Origin of the sequence: Humibacter albus DSM 18994 (assembly GCF_000421825.1) — a bacterium.
In the GTDB taxonomy this organism is placed as follows: Bacteria; Actinomycetota; Actinomycetes; order Actinomycetales; family Microbacteriaceae; genus Humibacter; species Humibacter albus.
Genome location: NZ_ATXT01000015.1, coordinates 353489 through 375992, shown reverse-complemented (window position 1 = coordinate 375992; position 22504 = coordinate 353489). Strand labels below are relative to the sequence as shown.

Genomic DNA, 22504 nt, shown 5'->3' with positions numbered 1-22504 from the left:
CAATCCGCCATCTCGTTCCCGTATCGCGTCGGGGCACGCCTGGGTTGGCCGAGCCGCCAGCGCGTCCAGGGGCGCCGACAGAGCATCGACGGGCGGCGACGGGCGCCGGCAGGGCGCACCGACAGGGCTCCAGTCAGGGCTCGCAGACAAGGCTCACCGAATCGTCAGCGGTTTCACGCCCGACGATGTGGCTTGTCCGACAAGCCGCTATCAGGCGGCGATGGGGGGAGCTGTGCTCTCCCGCACGACGAGCGAGGTGGCCAGTTCGACCCGGCTGAACGCAAGTTCGGGTTCGTCGCGCAGGCGGGTCACGAGGTGAGTGGCCTGCTCCGCCATCGTCGTCAGGGGCACGTGCACCGTCGTGAGCGGCGGTCCGGCCCACTTCGCGATCGCGAGGTCGTCGTAGCCGACGACCGAGACATCCTTCGGAATCGTCTTGCCGAGGGAGCGGACGGCCTCGTAGACACCGAGCGCGTGCAGGTCCGATGTCGCGAAGATGGCGGTCGGAGGCGCCGGGAGGCCGAGCAGGTCCAAGCCGCCCTGAACGCCGTCCGCGTGATGGAATCGACCGCTGCGGATGTACTCGGGACGAATGGGCAGATGAGCGCCGTCCAGCGCCGCACGGTACCCGGACAACCTCGCGGTAGAGGCCATCATGCTGTCCGGGCCGGTGATGATGGCGATGTCGGTGTGGCTGAGCTCGATCAGATGCTGTGTGGCGAGGAAGCCGCCGTTCCAGTCGGCAGAGCCGATGGATGGCGCATCCGAGGCCGGCGAGCCGTACGGGTCGATCACCACCAGCGGGATTCGACGGGAGCGCAGGCGCTGGAGGTCTTTGGCGTCGAGCTCGGACGCGACGAGGACGACCCCGAGAGGCTGCCGGCGCAGCACATCGTCCACCCAGCCGGACGGCGGCCGGTGATCGTCATTCGCCGCCGAGACGACCATGCCCATCCGCTGTTCCCGCGACACTCGCTCGATGCTGGCGATCGCCGCGGCACCGAATGGGCTGTCGATCTCGTAGCACAGCACGTCGATCAGGGTCGAGGCCGTCTGCGACGCCGACCGCCTGTTGTAATGGCGCTCGCTGAGGAGCGCCTCCACGCGATCACGGGTGTCGGCGGAGACGCCGCTGCGCCCGTTCAGCACCTTCGACACCGTCGCGACGGACACCTGTGCGAGCTGAGCCACCTCGGCGAGGGTTGCGCGCGATGGATGTGCTGTCATCGCCTCGCCATCAGACATGCCCATCACTGTATGCCCACAGGCCGCCCACGCGAAAGTTTCCGTCATCGTTGTTCTTGTTGACGTACCCCCTGCGACCTCCTACGCTGGCCAGACCGACAGTTTTCGTGAAGTGTGAGAAACATTTATGACGGTGGGGATGCCTGTGTTCGCGACCTATCCGTCGCTCGCCGGACAGCACGCCTTCGTCAGCGGCGGCGCCTCAGGCCTCGGACGGGAGTTCGTCTCGCAGCTGGCCGCGCAGCAGGCGAGGGTGTCGTTCGTCGACATCGACGAGGCATCCGGCCGTGCTCTGGTGGCGGAGATCGCCCGCCGCGGGGACCCGGAGCCGGCGTTCTCGGTTGTCGACGTGCGCGACATCCCGGCCCTCACGGAGGCGATCGAACGCCGGTCGGAGCGCTTCGGTCCCGTGACGGTGCTCGTGAACAATGCGGCGAACGATGCCCGGCACGCTGTCGTCGACGTCGACGTCGACCTGTGGGACGAGCGCATGGCGGTGAACATGCGCCATCACTTCTTCGCCGCGCAGGCCGTCGTTCCCGGCATGCGGGAGGCGGGACACGGCTCGATCATCAATCTCGGCTCGATCAGCGCGCACATCGACCTCACGGATCTGCCCGTCTACATCGCAGCGAAAGCGGGTATCGAGGGCCTCACCCGCACGCTCGCACGAGAGCTGGGCGGCGACGGCATCCGGGTCAACTGTGTGATTCCGGGCTGGGTCATGACGCCGCGACAGCTGACGAAGTGGGTCGGCGAGGCCGAGAAGGAGCATATCTTCCGCATGCAGGCGTTGCCGGAATTGCTCTATCCACCCGACGTAGCGCGTATGGTGCTCTGGTTGGCGGCCGAGGACTCCAGACTCTGCACCGGTCAGACCTGGGTCGTCGACGGCGGCTGGGAGTGACTCTCGGGGCGTACCGCCGGCACGGCGCCATCGATACAGGCACCATCGATACAGGCGCCATCGACACAGGCACCATCGACACAGTCAGCATCGACACAGGCACCATCGACACAGTCAGCATCGACACAGACGAAGGAGTCGACCATGAAGGCGGAACAGCTCACCCCGAGCATCACAGAACACGGGGAAGGGCCGGTGTGGGATTCGCGCGGCGGCCGGCTGCTTCTCGTCGACATGATGGCGGGCGACGTGCTCGACCTGGGCGACCCCGACGCGCCGACGGGGGGAGCGGTCCGAGGCCGCCACGCAGTCGGTTCGTCCGTGGCGGCGGCACTGCGCCCGCGGCAGGCGGGTGGCTTCGTCGTTGCCACCGAGCGCGGGTTCTCTCTGTTCGACGACCACTTCGAACGTGAGCGCTCGGTGCCGGACGTGCTGGGCGACGACGGCACTCGCATGAACGACGGCGGATGCGATCCGCAGGGCAGTTTCTACTGCGGCACGATGGCTTACGACGAGACGCCGGGCGCCGGCGCTCTCTACCGCCTGGATCCGGACGGCCGCACGCAGCGCGTGTTCGGCGGTGTCGGCATCTCGAACGGACTGCAGTGGAGCGCCGACGGAACGAGCGTGTACTACGTCGACACGCTGACGAACCGGATCGACCTCTTCGACTTCGACGGTGCGGATGCGGTCTTCAGCGACCGGCGTGGGTTCGTGTCCATCGATCCCGCGGACGGACACCCGGACGGGCTGGCCGTCGACGCGGAAGGCGGTGTCTGGGTCGCGCTGTGGCAGGGCGGCCAGGTGCGCAGATACGACGGGACCGGCACGCTCACCGAGGTCGTCGAGGTGCCGGGAGTGACGAACACGTCGGCGGCGACCTTCGGCGGCCGCGACCTCGGAACCCTCTACATCACGACTTCGCGACAGGGAATCGCCGATGACGCCGAGCCCGCCGCCGGCGCGGTGTTCGCGGTGAATCCGGGCGTCGCGGGGCGGGCGTTGCCGGTGTTCGGGGGATGACGAGCTCGCGCCGCGATCAGGCTCGGCCGATCATGCAATGGCTCAGAGTTCCGCCGCACTGGGCGCCGACGTCCTGATCAGCGTCCGATTCGGATCACCGGGTTCGTCAGGTCGCCGACGCCGTCGATCGCGATCGTGACCTCGTCGCCCGGAGTCAGGGTGAAGTCCGCTCCGGGCACGATTCCCGTGCCCGTCAGCAGGAATGTCCCGTCGGGGAAGTCGACTGCGCGGAACAGCCATTCGCCGAGGTCGGGCAGCGAGCGGGCCATGGCATCCGTCGAGGTCTCGCCTGAGAACACGGTTTCGCCGTCGCGCACGATGGTCAGCGAGATGCCGAACGGCGGCGCCGCGAGCCACGCCGGCACGATCTCGGGGCCGAGTGCGCACGAGGCCGTGTAGACCTTGGCCTGGGGAAGGTAGAGGAGGTTCTCGCCCTCGATCGACCGACTGCTGGCGTCGTTGCCCGGCACGAATCCGAAGATCTCGCCGTTCGCGTCGAACACCACGCCGAGCTCGGGCTCCGGCACATCCCACGTGGAGTCGGCTCGCACCGCGACCGCGTCGCCTGCCGCGACCGTGCGGCGCCCGGTGGCCTTGAAGAACAGCTCCGGTCGCTCCGCGACGTACACCCGGTCGTACGGCGACCCGTCGGTCGCCTCCTCGATGCGCCCGTCGCGACTGCGCAGGTAGGTGACGCCGGCGGCCCACACCTCCTGCTCGGGGTCGATCGGCGCGAGAACCGTGTCGACTCGGATGCCCGTGCCCGCCGCGTCCACGCGCGCGCGCTCGATCGCGCCCCGCGCCTCGTCCCGCGGCAGCCGCAGCAACGCGGACAGGGTCATTCCCAGCGGCGCATACACGTCGTCGGAGCGGACGGCCCACAGCACGTCGTCGCCGGAGCGTACGCGCGCGAGCGCGACCGGCGCGGGGTTCGTTGTCTGGTTCACTTCGTGGTCCTCTCAGTCATCCGTCTCCGCGAGCAGTCTGTGCTGCTCGCTGGGCGGGCGCGGTGGTCTGTTCTGCTGCGCTCGCTCAGCATGCACGGGGCGGCGGGGCTCCGCTTACCCAGCGTGCTCCCGACGCTCAATGCGACTCCCTCGTCACGACGGAACCGCTGGAGCCGACCAGGAAGTCGAGGTCGGCACCCGTGTCGGCGCCCTGCACATGCTCGATGTAGAGCTGCTGCCAGCCGCGGTCCGCACGTGCGTACGCGCCGGTCTCTCGGTAGGGCGGCTTGCGCTCGGCGAGTTCCTCGTCGCTGAGCTCCACCTCGATACGCCGGTTCGGCACGTCGAGGCTGATCACATCGCCGTCGCGCACGAGGGCGAGCGTACCGCCTGCCGCCGCTTCCGGCGCCACGTGCAGCACGACGGTGCCGTACGCGGTGCCCGACATGCGTCCGTCGCACACGCGCACCATGTCGCGCACGCCCATCGCGAGCAGCTTGGGAGGGAGGGGCAGGTTCGCGACCTCGGGCATCCCCGGGTACCCCTTCGGACCGCACCCGCGCAGCACGAGCACCGAGTCGGCATCGACATCCAGTTCCGGGTCGTTGATACGCGCGTGGAAGTCCTCGATCGAGTCGAAGACCACGGCCTTGCCTCGATGCACGAGCAGCTCGGGAGTTGCCGCGGCCGGCTTGATGATGGCGCCGCGCGTGGCCAGGTTCCCGCGCAGAACGGCGATCCCCGCGTCATCCTGCAGGGGATCCTCGCGCAGTGAGATGACGTCACGATCCCAGACCGCGTGCTCGCCCAGGAAATCCACGAGCGGTGCGCCCATCACGGTCTGCGCCGTGGGGTCGAGCAGATCCTTCACCTGGTCGAACACGGCGAGCACGCCGCCGGCGCGGAACAGGTCCTCCATGAGGTACTCGCCTGCGGGCTGCAGGTTGACCAGCAGCGGCACGTTCGCGCCGATCCTGTCGAAGTCGTCGAGAGTCAGGTCGATGCCGAGGCGACCGGCGATCGCGAGCAGGTGCACGACGGCGTTGGTCGACCCGCCGATCGCGGCCAGGGCCACGATCGCGTTGTGGAACGACTCCTTCGTGATCACCTTCGACACGGTGCGATCGGCGGCCACGAGCTCCACGGCGAGCCTGCCGGTGGCGTGCGAGGCCTCGAGCAGCCGCGCATCCGGCGCCGGTGTACCCGCCAGACCCGGGATGGTCATGCCGAGCGCTTCGGCCATGATGCCCATCGTCGACGCGGTGCCCATCGTGTTGCAGTGCCCCTTGGAGCGGATCATGGCGGTCTCCGACCGCTCGAACGCTTCCTCGCTCAGCGTGCCCGCGCGCACCTCCTCACTGAGCTGCCAGACGCCGGTGCCGCAGCCCATCAGCTTGCCGCGGAAGTGCCCGTTCAGCATCGGCCCGCCGGGCACCACGACCGCCGGGATGTCGACGGATGCCGCACCCATCAGGAGCGCGGGAATGGTCTTGTCGCATCCACCGAGCAGCACGACGGCATCCACGGGGTTGGCCCGCAGCATCTCCTCGATCTGCATCGCGGCGAGATTGCGCCAGAGCATGGCGGTCGGCTTCACGAGCGTCTCGCCGAGGCCCATCACCGGGAGCTCGAGCGGGATGCCGCCCGCCTCGTACACGCCGTTCTTCACGTACTGTGCAACCTCGTTCAGGTGCATGTTGCACGGGACGAGATCGCCGGCCGTGTTCGCGATGGCGATCTGCGGTCGCTTGCCGTCGAAGGCATCTCGCGGAATGCCACGTCGCATCCAGGCACGGTGGATATACGGATCGCGGCCCTCGCCGCCATACCAGTCCTGGCTGCGTAGCGTCATCGACAAGCTCCTTCGCTCTCTTCTCCACGGTGCTCGAGACCTGCTCCACGGGCCTCGAGACCTGCGTCACGGTCCTCGGGATGGGCCTCTGTCGTCCCTGCGTCGGCGGCACCGACTCCAGCGACCTCCAGCGACGCCGACTCCAGTCTGCCCAATTTGTTCGCGCTCTGCGCAATTGACCCGCTTTCGCGGGCGTGATCCGGGCACGCGCAACCCTCAGTGATCATCACGGAACGAGGATCTCGCGTCCCACAGCGCCCGCCAACAGGGCCTCGTAGGCGCGGTTCACGTCGGTCAGCGGCATGCTATCGCCGACCAGTCGATCGAGCGGCAGCCGGCCGTCGAGGTAGAGCGAGAAGATGCGCGGCAGATCGAGCGGCGGATTGGATGAGCCGTAGAGCGACCCGACGATGCGCTTCTGCCGCTGCACCAGTTGATTGAGCGGAACGGTGAAGCGGCTGCCCACGGCGCCGAGACCGATGGCCACCATGGTGCCGCCGTCGGCGACGCAGCCGAACGTCGTCTCGAGGGTCTGCTGTCGTCCGACGGCTTCGACCGCCCAGGCGACGCCTTCTCCGCGGGTGATGCGCATCACCTCGTCCATGAGATCGTCCCGCTGGCTGTTGACGACGTGGGTCGCGCCCAGCTCGCGCGCGAGCTCGAGCTTGGCGTCGTCGATATCGGCGACGATCACCGGAGCAGCACCGATGAGATTCGCCCCCATGACGCTGGAGAGGCCGACGCCGCCGGCACCGACGATCAGAACGCCTCGCCCCGCTGCTCGCTCCACCACGTTCAGAACGGCGCCGATTCCGGTCACGACGGCGCACGCCGAGATGGCCGCCACCTCGGCGGGAACACCGTCGGGCACGGACACGACCGCGTTCTCGTTCACGACCACGCGTTCGGCGAAGCACGAGACGCCCATCAGATGATGCAACTCACCGCCGTCTGGGAACGAGAGCCGGCTGGTGCCGTCGGGCAGACCGCCGGTGGATGCCTGCACCCTGCCGCCGCGGCACAAGGCGGGATTCCCGGCCAGACAGGCCGGACATCGTCCACAACGCGGGCGCCAGAGCAGCGCCACGCGGTCGCCCACGGCGATGCGGCCATCCACCCCGGGACCGAGGCGTTCGACGATGCCGCTGCCCTCGTGTCCGAGAACGAGGGGGAGGGGCGCGACGAGTTCGCCCGACATGTAGTGGTAGTCACTGTGGCAGACGCCCGCCGCCTCGATGCGCACGAGGAGCTCACCGCGACCCGGCGCCGCCAGTTCGACCTCTTCGACCGCAGGCGGCACGCCGGGCTGTCGCAGTACGACGGCGCGCACGGTCAGACCGCCCGTTCGGACGGCGCGGCGGAGTCGGACCGCGCCTTGGCGCGATCCTGCTCGGCGACGTGATCCTGCTCGGCGACGCGATCCTGTCCGGCGACCAGCTGATCGCGCAGCGTCTCGGCGACGTCGCACTGTTCGAACGAGAACGAGTCGGCGAGAGCATCGAACTCGTCGTCACTCAGCCCCGTGAACAACTCGGCGTACTCCTGTGCGAGAGGTTGCGCGAACAGCAGGTTGTTCAGGAGCGTCGCGACCCAGTCGAAACGCCCCCAGGGGTACGGGGCGAAGTCCGGAAACTCGCGGGCCACCAGCTCTTGCACCGCTTCGCTCACTCCGCGCACGCCTTCGCCGCCGAGCCGATCGCTTCCCCATTGGTCGGCCGCCAGGCGATTCTTCTTCGCGATGAACGGGTCGAATCGTCGCCGGTAGGGGGAGCCCGGCGCGACTCGCACCAAGCCCTGGCGGCCGACGTCCTTGTACATCCAGCTCGTCCAGCTCACCTCGTTGTCGCGGTAGATCTCGAGCTGGTCGTCCAGGATCTGGCGGCGCATCGCATCCTTGCGCTCATCGCCCGTGTAGATCGGCGCGAATTCGCCCACCATGATGGGTGTGCCCGTGCGGCGAGCGTATTCGGAGCGCTGCTCGAATTTGCGATACGCGTAGTCGCGATCGATCCAGACGCCGTCGGTGTACCCCGGGTAGTCGCCGCCGCGACCGAGACCTGCCGCGACGTAGTCGTGCAGGGAGTACACGGTGTTCTCCCACGGCTCGGCGTCGAACATGTCGAACTCCGTGGAGTAGGTGTTGCCGTCGAGGAAGATCGTGTGGTGGGGATCGATCGCCCGCACGGCTTCGAAGAGACGCCGGTACAGCGGCCCGACGACCGTGCGGGACTCGTCCGCGGGCTCGTTCATCAGGTTGTACCCGGCGACCCAGGTGTTGTGCTTGTAATGCTCGGCGATGGCCTTCCAGATGTTCTCGGTGCGGTCCTGGAAGTGCGGATGCTGCCACAGGTGCGGCAGGTGCGTGTCGTTGTCGGAGTGCCAGTGGTGGTTCTGGCTGCCCGGCAGAGCGTGCAGGTCGATGATCGAGTACACGCCATGACGGCCGGACGCCTCGATCGCGCGGTCGAGGTGATCGAACGCCGTCGGCAGGATCTCGAACGGCCTCTGATCCGATTCGAAGTGCCGGTAGTTCACGGGAATGCGGATGATCGTCATGCCCAGCTCGCCGAGGAAGCGGGCATCCGCCTCGCCGTAGAACGACGTGAGCAGGCGCTCGAAGAACCGGTCGGCACGTTCCGATCCGATGGCGTTCCGCACTGTCGTGCGCATCATCGTCTCGTTCGCCGCGTAGCCCGAGACGAAGTTCTCCATGTTGAGCCAGCCGCCGACGCAGACGCCGGTGAAGCGGATCGGCTGGCCGTAGCCGTCGAGGAACCTGCTGCCGTCCGTACGGACGTGCCGGGGCGGCTGGGTGTGGGACATGGGCGGACCTCGTCGTCTCTCGATGGTGTGGCGTTCTTCATTTCGCGATCGATGCTGGGTGGCCTTGCCACCGGATCCGCTCCACGAGAGGGAACCGCGGCCCAGTAGCGTCGGAATTCGTCAGATCATCACGAAATGTTTCGTACGCGTGGCTTTCTGTTTTCCAGAGTAGGAAACGTCGTCAGAGGCTGTCAAGAGGACTGCGGGCGGCCGAGCCGTTCGTCCGACGCGCTCGACGCGCCAGCGCCGCGGTCAGCAGGTCGAGCAGTACCAGAGCCGCCGCCGCCAGCGCCAGCGTCACCCACCCGGGCGACCCGAGGCTGAGCAGGCTCGCCGCAGACGGCAGGATGAGCGCCGGAACCAGCAGCGCCACGATGAACGAGAGCGGCCGTCCGAGTCGCACTCCGATGAGGGCGTTCGAGAGGTAGAACGCACCGATGCCGCAGGCCAGGAGGAGGCGCGGGGCGAGGCCGAGCGAGGCATCCGGATCGTGGACCGCGACGCCGATCGCGGCCGCGATGAGCGTGAGACCGGCAATGAGGAGGAACGGCAGGTACATTGCCACGTCCCGCAGCGCGCCGAACGACCCGGTCGCCCGTACCGTGGTCAGGCCCTGTTCGGCGCTCGGTGCTCCCCAGCGGAAGAAGGCGCGCGCCAGCAGCGCGCAGATCACGAGCCCCGCGAGGCCCGCGCCCGCACCGGGGACGGTCGGATGCTCCGCGAGGCCGGTGACCGCGAGGTAGACCGCCTCGCCGACGACGATCACGACGAAGAGTCCGATGCGTTCGAGAAAGTGCGAGATGCTGACCCGGCGGTACACCTCGGAGGCGAATCCCCCGCGCGCGGCGAGAAGAGCCACCTCGGCGCCGACGGCGACGACCCACAGCACGTACCGGAACGGCGGCGGAACGGCGATCGAGACGAGCCATACGGCAGCCGTGCCGAGGTTGTACGCCAGGGGACGCCAGAGTGGAACGGATGTCGCGCCACGCGCCCGGGGCAGGAGCCACATGGCCAGAAGGATGAGGCGAATCCAGGCGGCCCCGACGGCATACAGCCAGCCGAAATCGACGATTCCCGCCGCGACGGCGATCGCCATGGCCGCCGGTCCCGGCATGGCGGCGATGATCAGTGCGCCCATGGCAGGGACGTGCTCGCCGTAGAGGTTGTTCGTGGCCATCAAGTTCACCCAGGCCCACCACAGCGGAAAGAAGAGCAGCAGCGTCGTCGTCACGGTCGGCAGCCCCGGGTCCGCCTCAATGCGCTCAGCAGCCACGGCCACCACGGCCACGAAGACCAGGTCGAAGAGCAGCTCGTACCAGTCGGCGGCACGTCGCGGCTCGTTCGACATTCCCTCAGGTTAGCTCCGGCGCTGGGGGTGACCGGCGATCGAACTCCGCTGGCTCGGGCGGCACGACCTCGGGTGCGAACCCGTCGCTGGCTTCCTCGCGTGCGGCATCAGCGCGCGAACCGCCGCTCGCGCGGGCCGACGGGCGAACTGCGGCCGGAGCGCGCCAAAGCGTCCTCATAGGAAAGGTTCACCATTCATAGGATTCGCATGGAGGAGACAAAGAGGTTTTTCGCGACTGCGCGATGCAATGAGTCATCGGAAACATCCGCATTCCCAACATGCAGTGAGAAATGGACACGATCATGAACACCGATCCTCAGCACCGCAGGGCGGCCGGCTGGATCGCCGCTGCCGCTGCGGTCACCGCCGTGTGCGCGGTAGGTGGTGCCGCGGCGAGCGTCGCCACAGTGGACTCCGTCGTCTCGGCCCTCTCCGCGAAGCAGGCGACCTCAGCAGAACAGAACGGGCAGTCGTTCGGCGATTCCGGCAACTCCGGGGACTCGACGCTGCCCGGGCAGGGCGGATCCGGCTACGGGTTCGGGCAATCCGGCGACGGCTCGTCGAGCGGAGCGGCCGCCACCAGCAGTCAGCAGGAGGGTGTCGTCGTCATCGACACCGTGCTCGGCTACGAGAGCGCCGAGGCGGCCGGCACCGGCATCATCCTCACCCGCGACGGAGAGATTCTCACCAACAACCACGTCGTCGAAGGCTCGACGAAGATCACGGTGACAGTGGCATCGACGGGCAAGAGCTACACCGCGAGCGTGGTGGGCACGGATGCCACGGACGACGTCGCCGTGCTGCAGCTGAACGGTGCCTCGGGGCTCTCCACCGCGGCACTCGACGATGACGGTGACCCGACGCTCGGAGACGACGTCACCGCCGTCGGCAACGCGGGCGGCACGGGATCACTCGTCGCGGCAGAGGGCACCGTGACCGGTCTCGACAAGACGATCACCACCGAGGCCGAGAGCAGCGTCGCGTCCGAGACGCTGAACGGGCTGATCGAGACGAACGCAGACATCGAGGCGGGCGACTCCGGCGGTCCGCTGTTGGACTCCGAAGGCGAGGTCGTCGGAATCGACACCGCGGCATCCTCGGGATCCACGGTCACGGACGGCTACGCCATCCCGATCGATACCGCGCTGACCATCGCCGACCAGATCGAGTCCGGCCAGGCCAGCTCTACCGTGACCATCGGACTGCCCGCGTTCCTGGGGGTCGAGGTCTCTCCTGACACCACCGGATACGGCACGGGCTCCGGCTACAGTTACGGCGACGACCAGGGCTACGGCTATTCGGGCACGGTCGACGGCGCGTCGGTCGCCGGTGTCATCGATGGAACCCCGGCGGCCTCCGCGGGACTCGCGGAAGGCGATACCATCACTGCCGTCAACGGATCCGCGATCGCTTCATCGAGCGACCTCACCACGGCGCTCGCGGAGCACTCGCCCGGCGACTCCGTGACCCTCACCTGGACGGACGCCTCCGGCAGCTCGCATTCGGCGACAGTCACCCTGACCGAGGGCCCTGCGGCCTGAGCCACGGCGCAGGGCAGGCGTTCGCGTGACGCGGCATCCGCCACCTGAGACGGCCGGCGACGCCCGATGTCGCCGGCCGTCTCAGGCGAAAGGAGCCCCACCGGAAGTCCTGACCGGTGGGGCTTCGGCGTGCCTGCACCGCGAAACAGCAGCGTGGGCTCCTGTACGCGGTCAGCGGGGTACGGCGACCCCTCGGGTGTGAAAACAGCAGGGTCCGGCGGGCATCTGGCGTGAAAACAGCAGGATCCGGTGGCCGGGCGTGAAAACAGAAGGATTCGCCGGGCATCTGGCGTGAAAACAGCACGATTCGGCAATCGGGTGTGAAAACAGCAGGATCCGTGCTGTTTCGGGCGACTTCTGCTGTTTTCGCCGCGGCTCCGATTCGTCCCGCGCGCCCGAAATGCCGCAGTCACCCCGGTGCCGCAGTCACCGCGATGCCGCAGTCACCACGGTGCCCGCAGCCATCGGTCTGACGCCTGGTCAGCTCTGACAGGTGGGGCAGTACCAGGTTTCACGCAGCTCGAGGTCGTTGCGGCCGAGGCTCATGCAATGAATCGGCGTGCCGCAGCGGCGGCACGGCATCCCTTCGCGGCGGTGCACGTACGAGGTGCGGCCCCGCCGCGTCTCGCCGGTCGTGGTGCGGATGACCCGGTTCTTGTTCGCGCTGATCATGCGGTGAGCGAGGGCGACCGTCTTCGGAAGGTCGGCATCGCGCACAGGCCGGGTGGGCAGCATCCCTCGCACGAAGCAGAGCTCATTGACGTATTCGTTGCCGAGCCCGGCGAGGTTGCGCTGGTCGAGCAGTGCGACGGCGATCGGGACCTCAGGATGCTCGGACAGCCTGCGCACCGCCTCCTGCTCGTTCCAGTCCGGCCCGAGCAGGTCGGGTCCGAGGTGGCCGACGGCATCCGCTTCACGCGCGGTCGGCAGCACTTCGAGCAGCCCGAGCTCGAAGCCGACGGCCTGGGCGGTCTTCGTGGCGAGCACAGCGCGCGCCTGGTGCGCCGGGCGCCGCCACGGCTCGCCCGGCGCGTAGAGGCGCCACTGGCCCTCCATCTTGAGGTGGCTGAGCACCGTGCTCGACCCGATGCGCATCAGGATGTGCTTGCCTCGGCTGACCACCTCGTGCACCGGTTGTCCGCTGAGATCCACGGTGGCGAAGGCGGGGACGCGCAGGTCGCAGCGGATCAGCGCCCCTCCGGCCAGCGCCGCGTGCAGCATGCGCGCCTGCCGATAGACCGTGTCGCCCTCAGGCATGATGCCTTCCGCGCGCGCCGCCGACATGACAAGAAGCGCTTTCCGGCCGGAAACACGCCGATTCGGCATGTTTCCAGGCGCACGTCCTGTCGACGCCGCGCCGGACCATGTCGGCGCCCCACCGGGCCATGTTGACGCCCCGCCGGCCCATTTCGACGCCCCACCCGGTCGCGTCGACGCCGCGCCGGATTGTGTCGCTGCACCCGCCGATGAGGCCCACGCCGTTCACGACCGTAACCTCAGGCCGCGGGGCGTCGGCGCGAAACCGGCGCCGATCAGCGCCTCGCCGAACGGGGTGCCTAACACGAAGGCGCCGCCGACCGACTCGATGGTGAGGGTCGAGATGCGGCCGCGATGGATGGCATCCGCCAGCGCTCGCGCCGCCGGCCAGACCACCTCCTCCGTGCGATCGAACAGCAGCGTGGTCTTGCCGCCGCGCTCCACGTAGAGCACGAAGTCGCCGTCGACGAGTACGACGATGGCCCCGGCCTTGCGTCCGGGCCGGTGCCCCGTGGCCGAGACCTCGGTGCCGTCGGCGGATGCCTGTGGCCACGGCAGCGCCGCCCCGTACGGGTTCGCGGGATCGGTCGCCGCCAGCGCGACGGCGGAGCGCGGCGGTTCGAGGGTGGAGTCGAGCGTGAACGTGCGCAGCCGGTCGACGGTGGCGCTGGTGGCGAACTGTGCGGCGCCGAGCGTCTCGACGAAGTAGCCGCGGCGCGCGCGGCCGGAGTCCTCGAATCCGCTGAGCACACGGTACGCGAGCGCGAAGCCGCCCGGCTGGTTCTCGGCCATCACGCTGCCGCGCGTGACGACACCGTACCGGTCGAGCAGGGTCTCGGCGAACGCTTTCGCGCGCACCGTCGCATCCGATTCCGATCCGCCCAGCGGCAGCGGCAGGATCGACCAGCGACCTGCGGTCGTCGGCGGCCCGGAGCGCACGGGAGCCGGGCGGAACGACGCGCCGGGCCTGCCGTATGCACGGGGCGCGTGTACGCGGCCGCGCGGCGTCGCGCGTTGCGGCTTGTGGGCGCCGCGACCGCCGGTGAGCGCGCGCAGCGGTGCGAACGTGTCGTTCGTGATGAGGCCGGCCCACACCAGGTCCCAGAGCGCGGTGGTGAGAGCGGTGTCATCGAGCGAGCCGACCGCATCCGAGAGCTGGCGGAAGAAGAACGCGCCGCCGGCCCCGAGCGCCGCAAGCACTTCGCGCTGCAGCTCGTCGGTGGCGTGTTCGGGCGGCGGCGCCATGGTGAGCGGCGCGCTGTCCGCCAAGTGCAGGCTCACCCAGCCGTCGTTGCCCGGCAGCGACCCACTGCCGCTCCAGAGCACTTCGCCGCTCGCGGTGAGCTCGTCGAGCATGGCCGGCTGGTAGTCGGCGACGCGTGAGGGGAGGATGAGGCTCTCCCATGCCGAGGCGGGAATCCGTGCTCCGGCGAGCTGCTCGATGACGGATGCCACGGCATCCACTCCGCGAAGCGTTCCGCCCACGTGCTGCCAGTCGGGCAGGAACCGGGCGAACGCCGCAGGATCGACCGGCTCCACCTCGTGCCGGAGCGCGGCCAGCGACAGGCGGCGCAGCCGCCTCAGCACCTCGGAGTCGCACCATTCGGTGCCGGTGGCGCTCGGGCGGAACTCGCCCTCGGTGATGTGCCGGTCCTGGGCGAGACGACGCAGCGTGTCATGCGCGACGGCCGTGCCGAGTCCGAATCGGGATGCCGCATCCGCCGCAGTGAAGGGACCGTGCGTACGCGCGTACCGGCCGAGCAGGTCTCCGAGTGGGTCGTCGACGGGTTCGACGAAGGCCGTCGGCACGCCGATCGGCAGCGGAACGCCGAGGGCGTCGCGAAGGCGCGCGGCATCTTCGATGGCGGCGTAGCACTCGGCGCCGGCGAACGTCACGCGCAGGGCACGCTTGGCGGCGACGAGTTGGTCGAGGGTGTTGCGGGCGTCGGCGGTGTCGCCGCCATCCCCTGCGCCAGCGACACCTCCTACGGTCTCCTCGTGAGACATACCAATTCGTGCGAGACCATCGTCGTCGAGGGATGTCTCGTCCGAATCGGTATGTCTCACGAGCGCCCAGCGCTCCGCCACCTCCTCGGCGCTCAGCGGGCCGAGCATGCGCAGCAGGTCCGCGGCGCCCTCGAGCCCGTACAGGCGGCGCTCGGGGGCGAGCCGCTGCAGCTCGCGTTCGACGCGTTCGATCACGGCGGGGTCGAGAAGCTCCCGCAGCTCGGCGCGACCGAGCAGCTCGGACAGCAGTGAGGCATCCACCGAAAGCGCGGCTGCCCGGCGCTCCGCCAGCGGTGAGTCGCCCTCGTACATGAACGCGGCGACGTAGCCGAACAGCAGCGACCGCGCGAACGGCGACGCCTCCTCGGTGCCGACCTCGACGATGCGGATGTCGCGCGCGGCGATGCGCGACGCGATACCACGCAGAGCGGGCAGGTCGTAGACATCCTGCAGGCACTCCCGCATCGCCTCGAGGATGATCGGGAACTGCGGATGCTTGCGCGCGACCTCCAGAAGCTGTGCGGCCTTCTGCCGCTGCTGCCAGAGCGGCGACCGCTTGCCCGGGTTGTATTTGGGCAGCAGGAGGGCGCGGGCGGCGCACTCCCGGAACCGGGACGCGAACAGTGCGGACCCTCCGACCTCGGCGGTGACCAGCTGCTCCAGCTCGTCGGGCTCGAAGACGAACAGGTCGGCGCCGGGCGGGTCGGATTCCGCATCGGGAATGCGCACGACAATTCCGTCGTCGCTGGCGACGCACGAGCCGTCGACGTCGAGACGCTCCCGCACCCGGGCGGCGACGGCCAGCGCCCATGGCGCATGGACTTGCATGCCGTACGGGGAATGCAATACGAGCCGCCAGTCTCCGAGCTCATCTCGGAACCGCTCGGCGACGAGCGTGCGGTCGGTGGGGAGGTGGCCGGTGGCTTTCTTCTGATCGTCGAGGTAGGTGAGGAGATTGCCGGTGGCGAAGTCGTCGAGGCCGGCATCGGCGGCGCGGGCACGGGCATGCTGCTCGGACGCCGACGCGATCTCGCGCACGAACCCGCCGACCGCTTCGCCCAGTTCTGCGGGCCGGCCGATTCCGTCGCCCTTCCAGAACGGAAGGCGTCCCGGTTCACCGAACGCAGGAGTCACGAGCACCCGGTCGTGCGTGATCTCCTGGATGCGCCAGCTCGTCGCCCCGAGCGCGAACACGTCGCCGACGCGCGACTCGTAGACCATCTCTTCGTCGAGCTCGCCGACGCGGCGTCCGCCCTTCGCCGGGTTCAGGTCGTCGGTGCCGACCATGTAGACCCCGAAGAGCCCTCGGTCGGGGATGGTGCCGCCGCTGGTGACGGCGAGTCGTTGCGCGCCGGGCCGGCCGGTGAGCACATCGTGGTCGCGATCCCAGACGACGCGCGGGCGAAGCTCGGCGAACTCGTCGCTCGGGTAACGGCCGGCGAGAAGGTCGAGCGTGGCCTCGTACGCGGTGCGGGGCAGGGTGGCGAAGGGTGCGCTGCGGCGTACCGTGTCGAACCAGCCGTCGACATCCACGGGCTCGAGCGCCGTCGCGGCGATTGTCTGTTGCGCGAGGATGTCCAGAGGATTCGCCGGCACCCGGAGCTCCTCGATGAGGCCGGCCACCATGCGCTCGCTCGCGACGGCCGTGTTGATGAGATCGGAGCGGTGCTTCGGGAACATCACGCCCTTCGACACCTCGCCCACCTGGTGCCCGGCGCGGCCGACGCGCTGCAGGCCGCTGGCCACCGACGGTGGCGCCTCCACCTGCACGACGAGGTCGACCTCGCCCATGTCGATGCCGAGCTCGAGGCTGCTGGTGGCGACGACGCAGCGCAGGCGCCCGCTCTTCAGGTCGTCCTCGATGACGGCGCGCTGCTCCTTGCTGACCGAGCCGTGGTGTGCGCGGGCCAATATTCCGGTATCGGAATCCGTCGACTGCTCCGGATGCCCGTGGCCGCGCGCCGCGGACCACTCGCGCGGCTGCCGCCGCAACTCCGCCGTGGCCGGGACATCCCAGGGGTTCTGCTGCCCCGCCGGAAGGAACGGGTCGACGGATGCCCCGGCCCGGCTGCCCCGCGTCTGTCCCGACGCGCCGATCAACTCCGCGGGAACCCGGCGAGGTCGTCGGTCGGATGCCGCATTGCCGGATTCCGCGCCGCCCGATCCTGCGTCGCCCGGTCCCGCGTCACCGGGAGTCTCTGCACCAGGACGCCCGTCCGTGTCGCGCAGGAAGCCGACCGCCTCGAGCGCTTGTCCCAGCGACACGGGTTCGACCGGGCCCGAGCCGTGCGCGATCGCACCGGACGACCGCTGCATCGCGGCATCGTCCAGCCGTTCCTCATAGATCTCGTTCATGCGCGCGGTGAGTCGCTCGGCCAGCCGTCGGGAATTGACGAACACGATCGACGAACGGTGCTCGAGCACCCGATCGACGATGCTCTCTTCGACATGTGGCCAGATGGACCCGCCCTGCGGGCTCTGGTCATCGTCGTGTGCGCTGGGGCTCACGTCGCGCATGTCTTCGACCGGCACGATCACTCTCAGGTCGAATCGCTTCTGCGAGGGCGGGGCGACGATCGTGACAGGGCTGCGGCCGCCGAGGAACCGGCCCACCTCCTCGGGAGGGCGCACCGTGGCCGAGAGGCCGATGCGTTGTGCGGGCTTCGGCAGCATGGCATCCAGCCGCTCCAGCGACACCGCAAGGTGCGCCCCGCGCTTCGTGGCGGCGACCGCGTGCACCTCATCGAGGATGACCGTCTGCACGCTCTTCAGCGTCTCGCGCGCCTGCGAGGTGAGCATGAGGAAGAGCGATTCGGGCGTGGTGATCAGGATGTCGGGCGGATGCGCCAGCAGGCTGCGCCGCTCGTGAGCGGGCGTGTCACCGCTGCGCACGCCCACCGTGATGCGCGGAGGCTCGGCGCCCAACCGCTTCGCGGTCTGCGTGATGCCGACCAGCGGTGACCGCAGGTTGCGCTCCACGTCGACGCCGAGCGCCTTCAGGGGCGAGATGTAGAGGATGCGCGTGCCCACGGGCCGCGCACTCGGATCGTCCATGCCGGGCAGCGCGTTCGACCCGGCGTTCTCGTGCATCAGTCGGTCGATCGACCAGAGGAACGACGCCAACGTCTTGCCCGACCCGGTCGGGGCGATGACGAGGGTGTGGTCACCGTGAGAGATGGCATCCCACGCCCCGAGCTGCGCCGCCGTGGGCGCGTCGAACGCCCCCTGGAACCACGCTCGCGTGGCGGGGGAGAAGCGTTCGAGAACGTCGGTCACCTGTTCCATCAGAACACGGACGGCCGACAGCGGCGCGGGCGAAGCCTGCTGCGTCCGCCGGGCGCGACCGGGTGGCGCCGTGGCACCTGCTCAGATCTTGTCGGAGTCGAACACCGGTGCGGAGGAGTACTTGTGGGTACTCCCGTCGCGCGGATACGACGCGAGTACCGGATGTCACCGGCGCCGGTTACCCTCGCCGCATGCAGACTTTCCTGATCCCCGGGCTCTGGCTCGACGCATCCTCGTGGGATGCTGTCACTCGCGCCGTCGACGCCGCCGGCTACCACGCGCATCCGCTCACCATGCCCGGCCTCGAAGCGGACGAGATCGATCGCAGCAGCATCACGCTGCAGACGCACATCGACGACGTCGTGCGCCACATCGATGAGACGCCGGCCGATGAGAAGGTCGCCCTCGTCGCACACAGCGGCGGCGCGCTCGTCGCGTACGGCGCGATAGACCAGCGTCCCGACCGCGTGGATCGCGTCGTCTACGTCGACAGCTGGCCCGGAGGCGAAGGCTCCATCGTGAATGACGAGGTGCCGCACGACGACGCCGACATGCCCTTCCCCGGGTGGGACGTGTTCGACGAGGCCGACGTGCGCGACATCACACCGGAGCTCGGCGCGGAGATCGCGGCGCACACGCATCCCTCTCCTTCGCACGCGGCCATCGACCCGCTGCACCTGCACGACGAGCGCCGCCTCGACGTGCCGGCGACCATCATCGTCTCGACCATGACGGCCGAGCAGCTGAATGACTTCCTCGACAATGGCGCGGCGTGGCTCGGCGACACCGCCCGGCTGACATCGCTGCACATCGCCGAACTGCCGACCGGGCACTGGCCGCAGTACACGAAGCCGGCCGAGCTCAGCGAGCTGATCGTGGAGGCTCTGGGCGAGTAGACGCATTCAGTGGCGCCGGCGCCTTCGACCTGGCTAGAATAAAACGGACTTCGATGCTTTAAAACTCGATGCCTTTCATTCTCCCAGTTCGTCGAAGACGGAGGAATCGCGTGACGGAAACAGTGGCTGCCCGGCGCAGCATCACCATCGCGGATGGCGCCGGTGCGCTGATCGATCTGCTCCCGGTGCGAGACGACGCGGTGGCGACCAAGCGCATCCTGAAGGCTCCTGGCTTCGGGCTCGTGCGGTTCTCGTTCGGCGAGGGCCAGGGCCTGGCCGAGCACGAGGCGGCGGTGCCGATCCTCGTGCAGGTGCTCTCCGGCACCGTCGACATCGAGGTCGACGGGACGACCTCGCGGTTCGAGACCGGTGGCATCCTCTACATCGCTGCACACGTGCGGCACGCCCTGAACGCGGTGGGCCGTGCCGACGTGCTTCTGACTCTCGCCGACGCCGCAACGCGGGTGCCCTCGGATGGGGCAGGCGTCGGCGAGACTCGCGTTCCGGCCGCGACACCGGCGGGGACCGCCGCCGAGCCGCACGTGCACGTCCACGGCGGCCCGGCGGGCGCTGCACCCGTGGGCGGCGTCGCTGCGCCGGCCGATTCCTCACCTCTGGTGGATGCCGCTGCTCTCGTAGATGCCCATGGCGGTCCTGATCCCGAGCACCGCTCCCTTCTGCAGACGACCGGCGCCGCCGGCTCCGACCCCACCGCCTGCACGTGTGGTGAGGTGGACGGCCTCGACTACCCGGAGCTCGACGTGCGCGAGGTGCCGCACGCCATCAGACACGCGACCGTGTTCGGGGCGCTCAACTCGCTGGACCCGAACCAGGGACTCGTACTCATCGCTGGACATGACCCGCTGCCGCTGCTCGCGCAGATCCGTCAGCTCACGGGCGACCGATACGAGGTGACGTACCTGGAGCGCGGCCCCGAGGCGTGGAGCCTGCAGTTCGTGAACACGGGCGACGTCGTCGCGTGACCGAGTAGCGTCCCGGCGGTGACCAACCAGAGGTATTCGCTCACCTTCTTCCTCATCGGCTCGGCGTTCGTCGTGCTCGGCGGGTTGACGGCCGCGGCCGTGGAACCGCTGAAGTTCCCGGATGGGTCGTGGCTTGCCGCCTACCTCGTGCTCGTGGCCGGTGTCGCGCAGTGCTTGTTCGGCATCGTGCGCCGCTACGTCGCGCCGGCGCCCGCGACCGCGCTCGGCTTCACGGTGGAGCTGGTGTGCTGGAACGTCGGTAACGCGGCGGTCGTTGTCGGCGATCTGGCGGGCATCCCGGCGCTGGTCGGAGTGGGCGGCGCGCTCCTGGTGGTCGTGCTCGTGCTGCAGCTGGTGCACCTGCGGCACGTCGTTCCCGGCGCGCGCTGGGCTGCGTGGCTGTACGGCATCGTGGTCGCGATTCTGCTGGTGAGCATCCCGGTGGGGATCGTGCTCGCCGCGATCGGGGCGTGACCGAAGCCAGGGAGCCGCGCACGGCGATAGCGTGAGTGGATGCCCCTCGCTGCGGATGCCCTTCTGGCCGGTCCCCGGGGCCGCCGCGTCTGCCTCGAGGCGGTGCTCGCGTGCTCCGGAGACACCTCGGATCTGCGTACTGCACTGTTCTGGGCCGGGTACTGGGCCGCAGATGGCAGCGCCGTTCTGTACTCCGCATCGGCGGGCGCCTCCGAAGCCGCGCGCGCCGGCTCCCGCGAGCAGATCAGCCGAGCCGAACGCGAGACGATGCCACACCCGGCACCTCGTGAGGTGGCCGAGCTGATCGATGAGGTCGATCTGCACCGACTCGATGACCGTACTGTCGATGCCGCAGTCACCGCCTCGGTGACGAGCGCCAGGTACTGGCAAGAGCCGGACGGCGAGGATGGCCTGGCCGCGACAAACGAGGTGCGCAACGCACTCGTGCGTGTCGCGCGACGGATTTGCGAGCTACCCGGCGTGCAGTGGTGGTCGTCGCCGATGGATCCGGCCAGGCAGGCTGCCGTCGCGTTCGATGGTGTTCCGCATCCGGCAGACGACGTACCGCGGCACGATGTCCTCGACGGATGGCGCCAGAGGGTCGAGCAGGACGAGGTGTGCGCAGCTCGCGAGCGTCCTGCCGACCCGACGGCGAATTGGAGCGGGACCTGGTGGACCCGGCCGTCGCTGGAGCTGAGGGTCACCACGCGCGACCACGGAGCGACGGGTCCGGCGCGGCTCGACTGGGTCGAAGACGGCTTGGGGTGGACGCGTGCCGTGGCGACAGCGGTCGATGTGCCTGCGAATGCCGACGTGTACGAGATCGACGGCCCGGATGCCTGGATCGAGCTCTGCAGACGGCATCCGCTCGAGGTCACCGCGTCGCGCCGCCACGACTGGTACCGCACCACGGGAAGGGTCGGCCGGTGGGTCATCCCGGACTGGTCATCGATCGGACGGGAGCACGACGGCGTGCACCTGAGCGTGGCCGGCTACCTCGCGTCTGCAGGCCGCGCGCTGCCGGTGGACGGCGACACGGCGACAGTGCTCGCGGGCTGGGATCCGGACGCGACCTACTGGTTCACGCCGGTGAGACTCGACGCCTCTACGACGAAGGAATGGACTCAGGACGACGACGGAGCGTGGCGTTCGTGATCCCTCCGTCCACAGCTGCCTACTGGGGCCGCTGCGTACCGAACCGAGGTAGGGCCGAGGATGCCCGCCCACGGCATCCGTAAGATCAACTCATGACGGTGCGTACTCCTGATCCAGACCCCGACGACTCGCGTCCGGGCGGCGGGCGTCCGGGCGATGGGCGGCCGGGTGGGCAGTCCGGAGAACCGGGTGACGGGGTGCTGCCCGGCGTGGGTCCGGGCTGGCTGAGCGACATCGAGCTCGAGCAGCTGCGGCACCGCATGCCGATCCTCTACGTGGAGGCGGTGCCGGTGCGTGTCGACGGGCTGGGGCAGGTCACCCAGGTCGGGCTGCTGTTACGGGCCAACGTGCTCGGGGAGATCACGCGCACGCTCGTCTCCGGCCGGGTGATGTACGGCGAGACGGTGCGCGACGCACTGTTCCGGCATCTCGAGAAGGACCTCGGTCCGATGGCGTTCCCTCAACTCCCGGCCAGCCCCGTTCCGTTCACGGTGGCCGAGTACTTTCCGATCCCCGGTGTCTCGGCGTACCACGACGATCGCCAGCATGCGGTCTCGCTCGCGTTCGTCGTGCCGGTCACCGGCACGACCGAGCCCCGGCAGGATGCGCTGGAGCTCACGTGGCTCTCGCCCGCCGAGGCGGCCAGCCCTCAGGTCGCGGCCGAGCTGGAGGGTGGACGTGGTGCCCTGGTGCGGGCGGCGTTGGCATCGGTGGGGGTGCTGCCGTAGCGGGAGCGCCTCCGCGTCAGCGCAGTTATC

The 22504-nt window shown here is 69.2% G+C and carries 16 protein-coding genes; 8 read left to right on the top strand and 8 right to left on the bottom strand.

The features are described 5' to 3' along the window. Positions 1-210: 210 nt before the first annotated feature. Entirely contained in the window at positions 211-1245 is a 1035-nt protein-coding gene (locus tag H623_RS0111190) for a LacI family DNA-binding transcriptional regulator (RefSeq protein WP_026940239.1), read from the bottom strand. 139 nt (positions 1246-1384) lie between these two features. Here H623_RS0111190 and H623_RS0111185 point away from each other — a divergent pair, with 139 nt between their 5' ends. Both H623_RS0111185 and H623_RS0111180 read left to right on the top strand, forming a co-directional pair. Continuing rightward, positions 1385-2152 carry an SDR family NAD(P)-dependent oxidoreductase gene (locus tag H623_RS0111185; RefSeq protein ID WP_211217998.1) on the top strand — a complete coding sequence of 256 codons (768 nt, stop codon included), beginning with the start codon at positions 1385-1387 and terminating at the stop codon, positions 2150-2152. A 144-nt stretch (positions 2153-2296) separates the two neighbouring features. After that, positions 2297-3175 (top strand): SMP-30/gluconolactonase/LRE family protein, encoded by an 879-nt coding sequence (locus tag H623_RS0111180; protein ID WP_022901025.1) that lies wholly within the window; start codon positions 2297-2299, stop codon positions 3173-3175. 77 nt (positions 3176-3252) lie between these two features. On the opposite strand, the gene H623_RS0111175 is transcribed toward H623_RS0111180, so the two are convergent. The 5 genes from H623_RS0111175 to H623_RS0111155 all read right to left on the bottom strand — a co-directional run bounded on the left by H623_RS0111175 (position 3253) and on the right by H623_RS0111155 (position 10148). Next, the gene (locus tag H623_RS0111175; RefSeq protein WP_022901024.1) at positions 3253-4122 is read right to left on the bottom strand and encodes a fumarylacetoacetate hydrolase family protein; all 870 of its coding nucleotides are present in this window, start codon (positions 4120-4122) and stop codon (positions 3253-3255) included. A 136-nt stretch (positions 4123-4258) separates the two neighbouring features. Continuing rightward, positions 4259-5974, bottom strand: a complete 1716-nt coding sequence (locus H623_RS0111170) for an IlvD/Edd family dehydratase (protein WP_022901023.1) — start codon at positions 5972-5974, stop codon at positions 4259-4261. Between the two features lie 226 nt (positions 5975-6200). After that, positions 6201-7304, bottom strand: coding sequence for a zinc-binding dehydrogenase (locus H623_RS0111165; protein WP_026940238.1), 1104 nt, complete (start codon positions 7302-7304; stop codon positions 6201-6203). A gap of 2 nt (positions 7305-7306) precedes the next feature. Beyond that, positions 7307-8797: a glycoside hydrolase family 5 protein gene (locus tag H623_RS19360; RefSeq protein WP_022901021.1), complete on the bottom strand. Its 1491-nt coding sequence runs from the start codon at positions 8795-8797 to the stop codon at positions 7307-7309. 181 nt (positions 8798-8978) lie between these two features. Then, positions 8979-10148, bottom strand: a complete 1170-nt coding sequence (locus H623_RS0111155; RefSeq protein WP_022901020.1) for a low temperature requirement protein A — start codon at positions 10146-10148, stop codon at positions 8979-8981. Between the two features lie 302 nt (positions 10149-10450). On the opposite strand from H623_RS0111155, the gene H623_RS19355 reads away from it, so the two are divergent. Next, the gene (locus tag H623_RS19355) at positions 10451-11689 is read left to right on the top strand and encodes a S1C family serine protease (protein WP_084485949.1); all 1239 of its coding nucleotides are present in this window, start codon (positions 10451-10453) and stop codon (positions 11687-11689) included. 480 nt (positions 11690-12169) lie between these two features. Here H623_RS19355 and H623_RS0111145 read toward each other — a convergent pair whose 3' ends face one another. Together H623_RS0111145 and H623_RS0111140 are read right to left on the bottom strand one after the other, a co-directional pair. Next, complete coding sequence (locus tag H623_RS0111145; protein ID WP_026940237.1) at positions 12170-12946, bottom strand: DNA-formamidopyrimidine glycosylase family protein; 777 nt, start codon at positions 12944-12946, stop codon at positions 12170-12172. 225 nt (positions 12947-13171) lie between these two features. After that, positions 13172-18229, bottom strand: coding sequence for an Lhr family ATP-dependent helicase (locus tag H623_RS0111140; RefSeq protein WP_022901017.1), 5058 nt, complete (start codon positions 18227-18229; stop codon positions 13172-13174). Between the two features lie 200 nt (positions 18230-18429). Between H623_RS0111140 and H623_RS0111135 the strand changes: the two genes are divergently transcribed. The 5 genes from H623_RS0111135 to H623_RS0111115 all read left to right on the top strand — a co-directional run bounded on the left by H623_RS0111135 (position 18430) and on the right by H623_RS0111115 (position 22474). Beyond that, entirely contained in the window at positions 18430-19134 is a 705-nt protein-coding gene (locus H623_RS0111135; RefSeq protein ID WP_022901016.1) for an alpha/beta fold hydrolase, read from the top strand. A gap of 110 nt (positions 19135-19244) precedes the next feature. Further along, positions 19245-20117 (top strand): DUF2249 domain-containing protein, encoded by an 873-nt coding sequence (locus H623_RS21465; RefSeq protein WP_245558979.1) that lies wholly within the window; start codon positions 19245-19247, stop codon positions 20115-20117. Positions 20118-20135: 18 nt separating this feature from the next. Next, positions 20136-20591, top strand: coding sequence for a hypothetical protein (locus tag H623_RS19350; RefSeq protein ID WP_022901014.1), 456 nt, complete (start codon positions 20136-20138; stop codon positions 20589-20591). A 39-nt stretch (positions 20592-20630) separates the two neighbouring features. After that, positions 20631-21746, top strand: a complete 1116-nt coding sequence (locus H623_RS0111120; RefSeq protein ID WP_022901013.1) for a hypothetical protein — start codon at positions 20631-20633, stop codon at positions 21744-21746. 92 nt (positions 21747-21838) lie between these two features. Continuing rightward, positions 21839-22474 carry an NUDIX hydrolase family protein gene (locus H623_RS0111115; protein WP_026940235.1) on the top strand — a complete coding sequence of 212 codons (636 nt, stop codon included), beginning with the start codon at positions 21839-21841 and terminating at the stop codon, positions 22472-22474. Positions 22475-22504 lie beyond the last annotated feature (30 nt).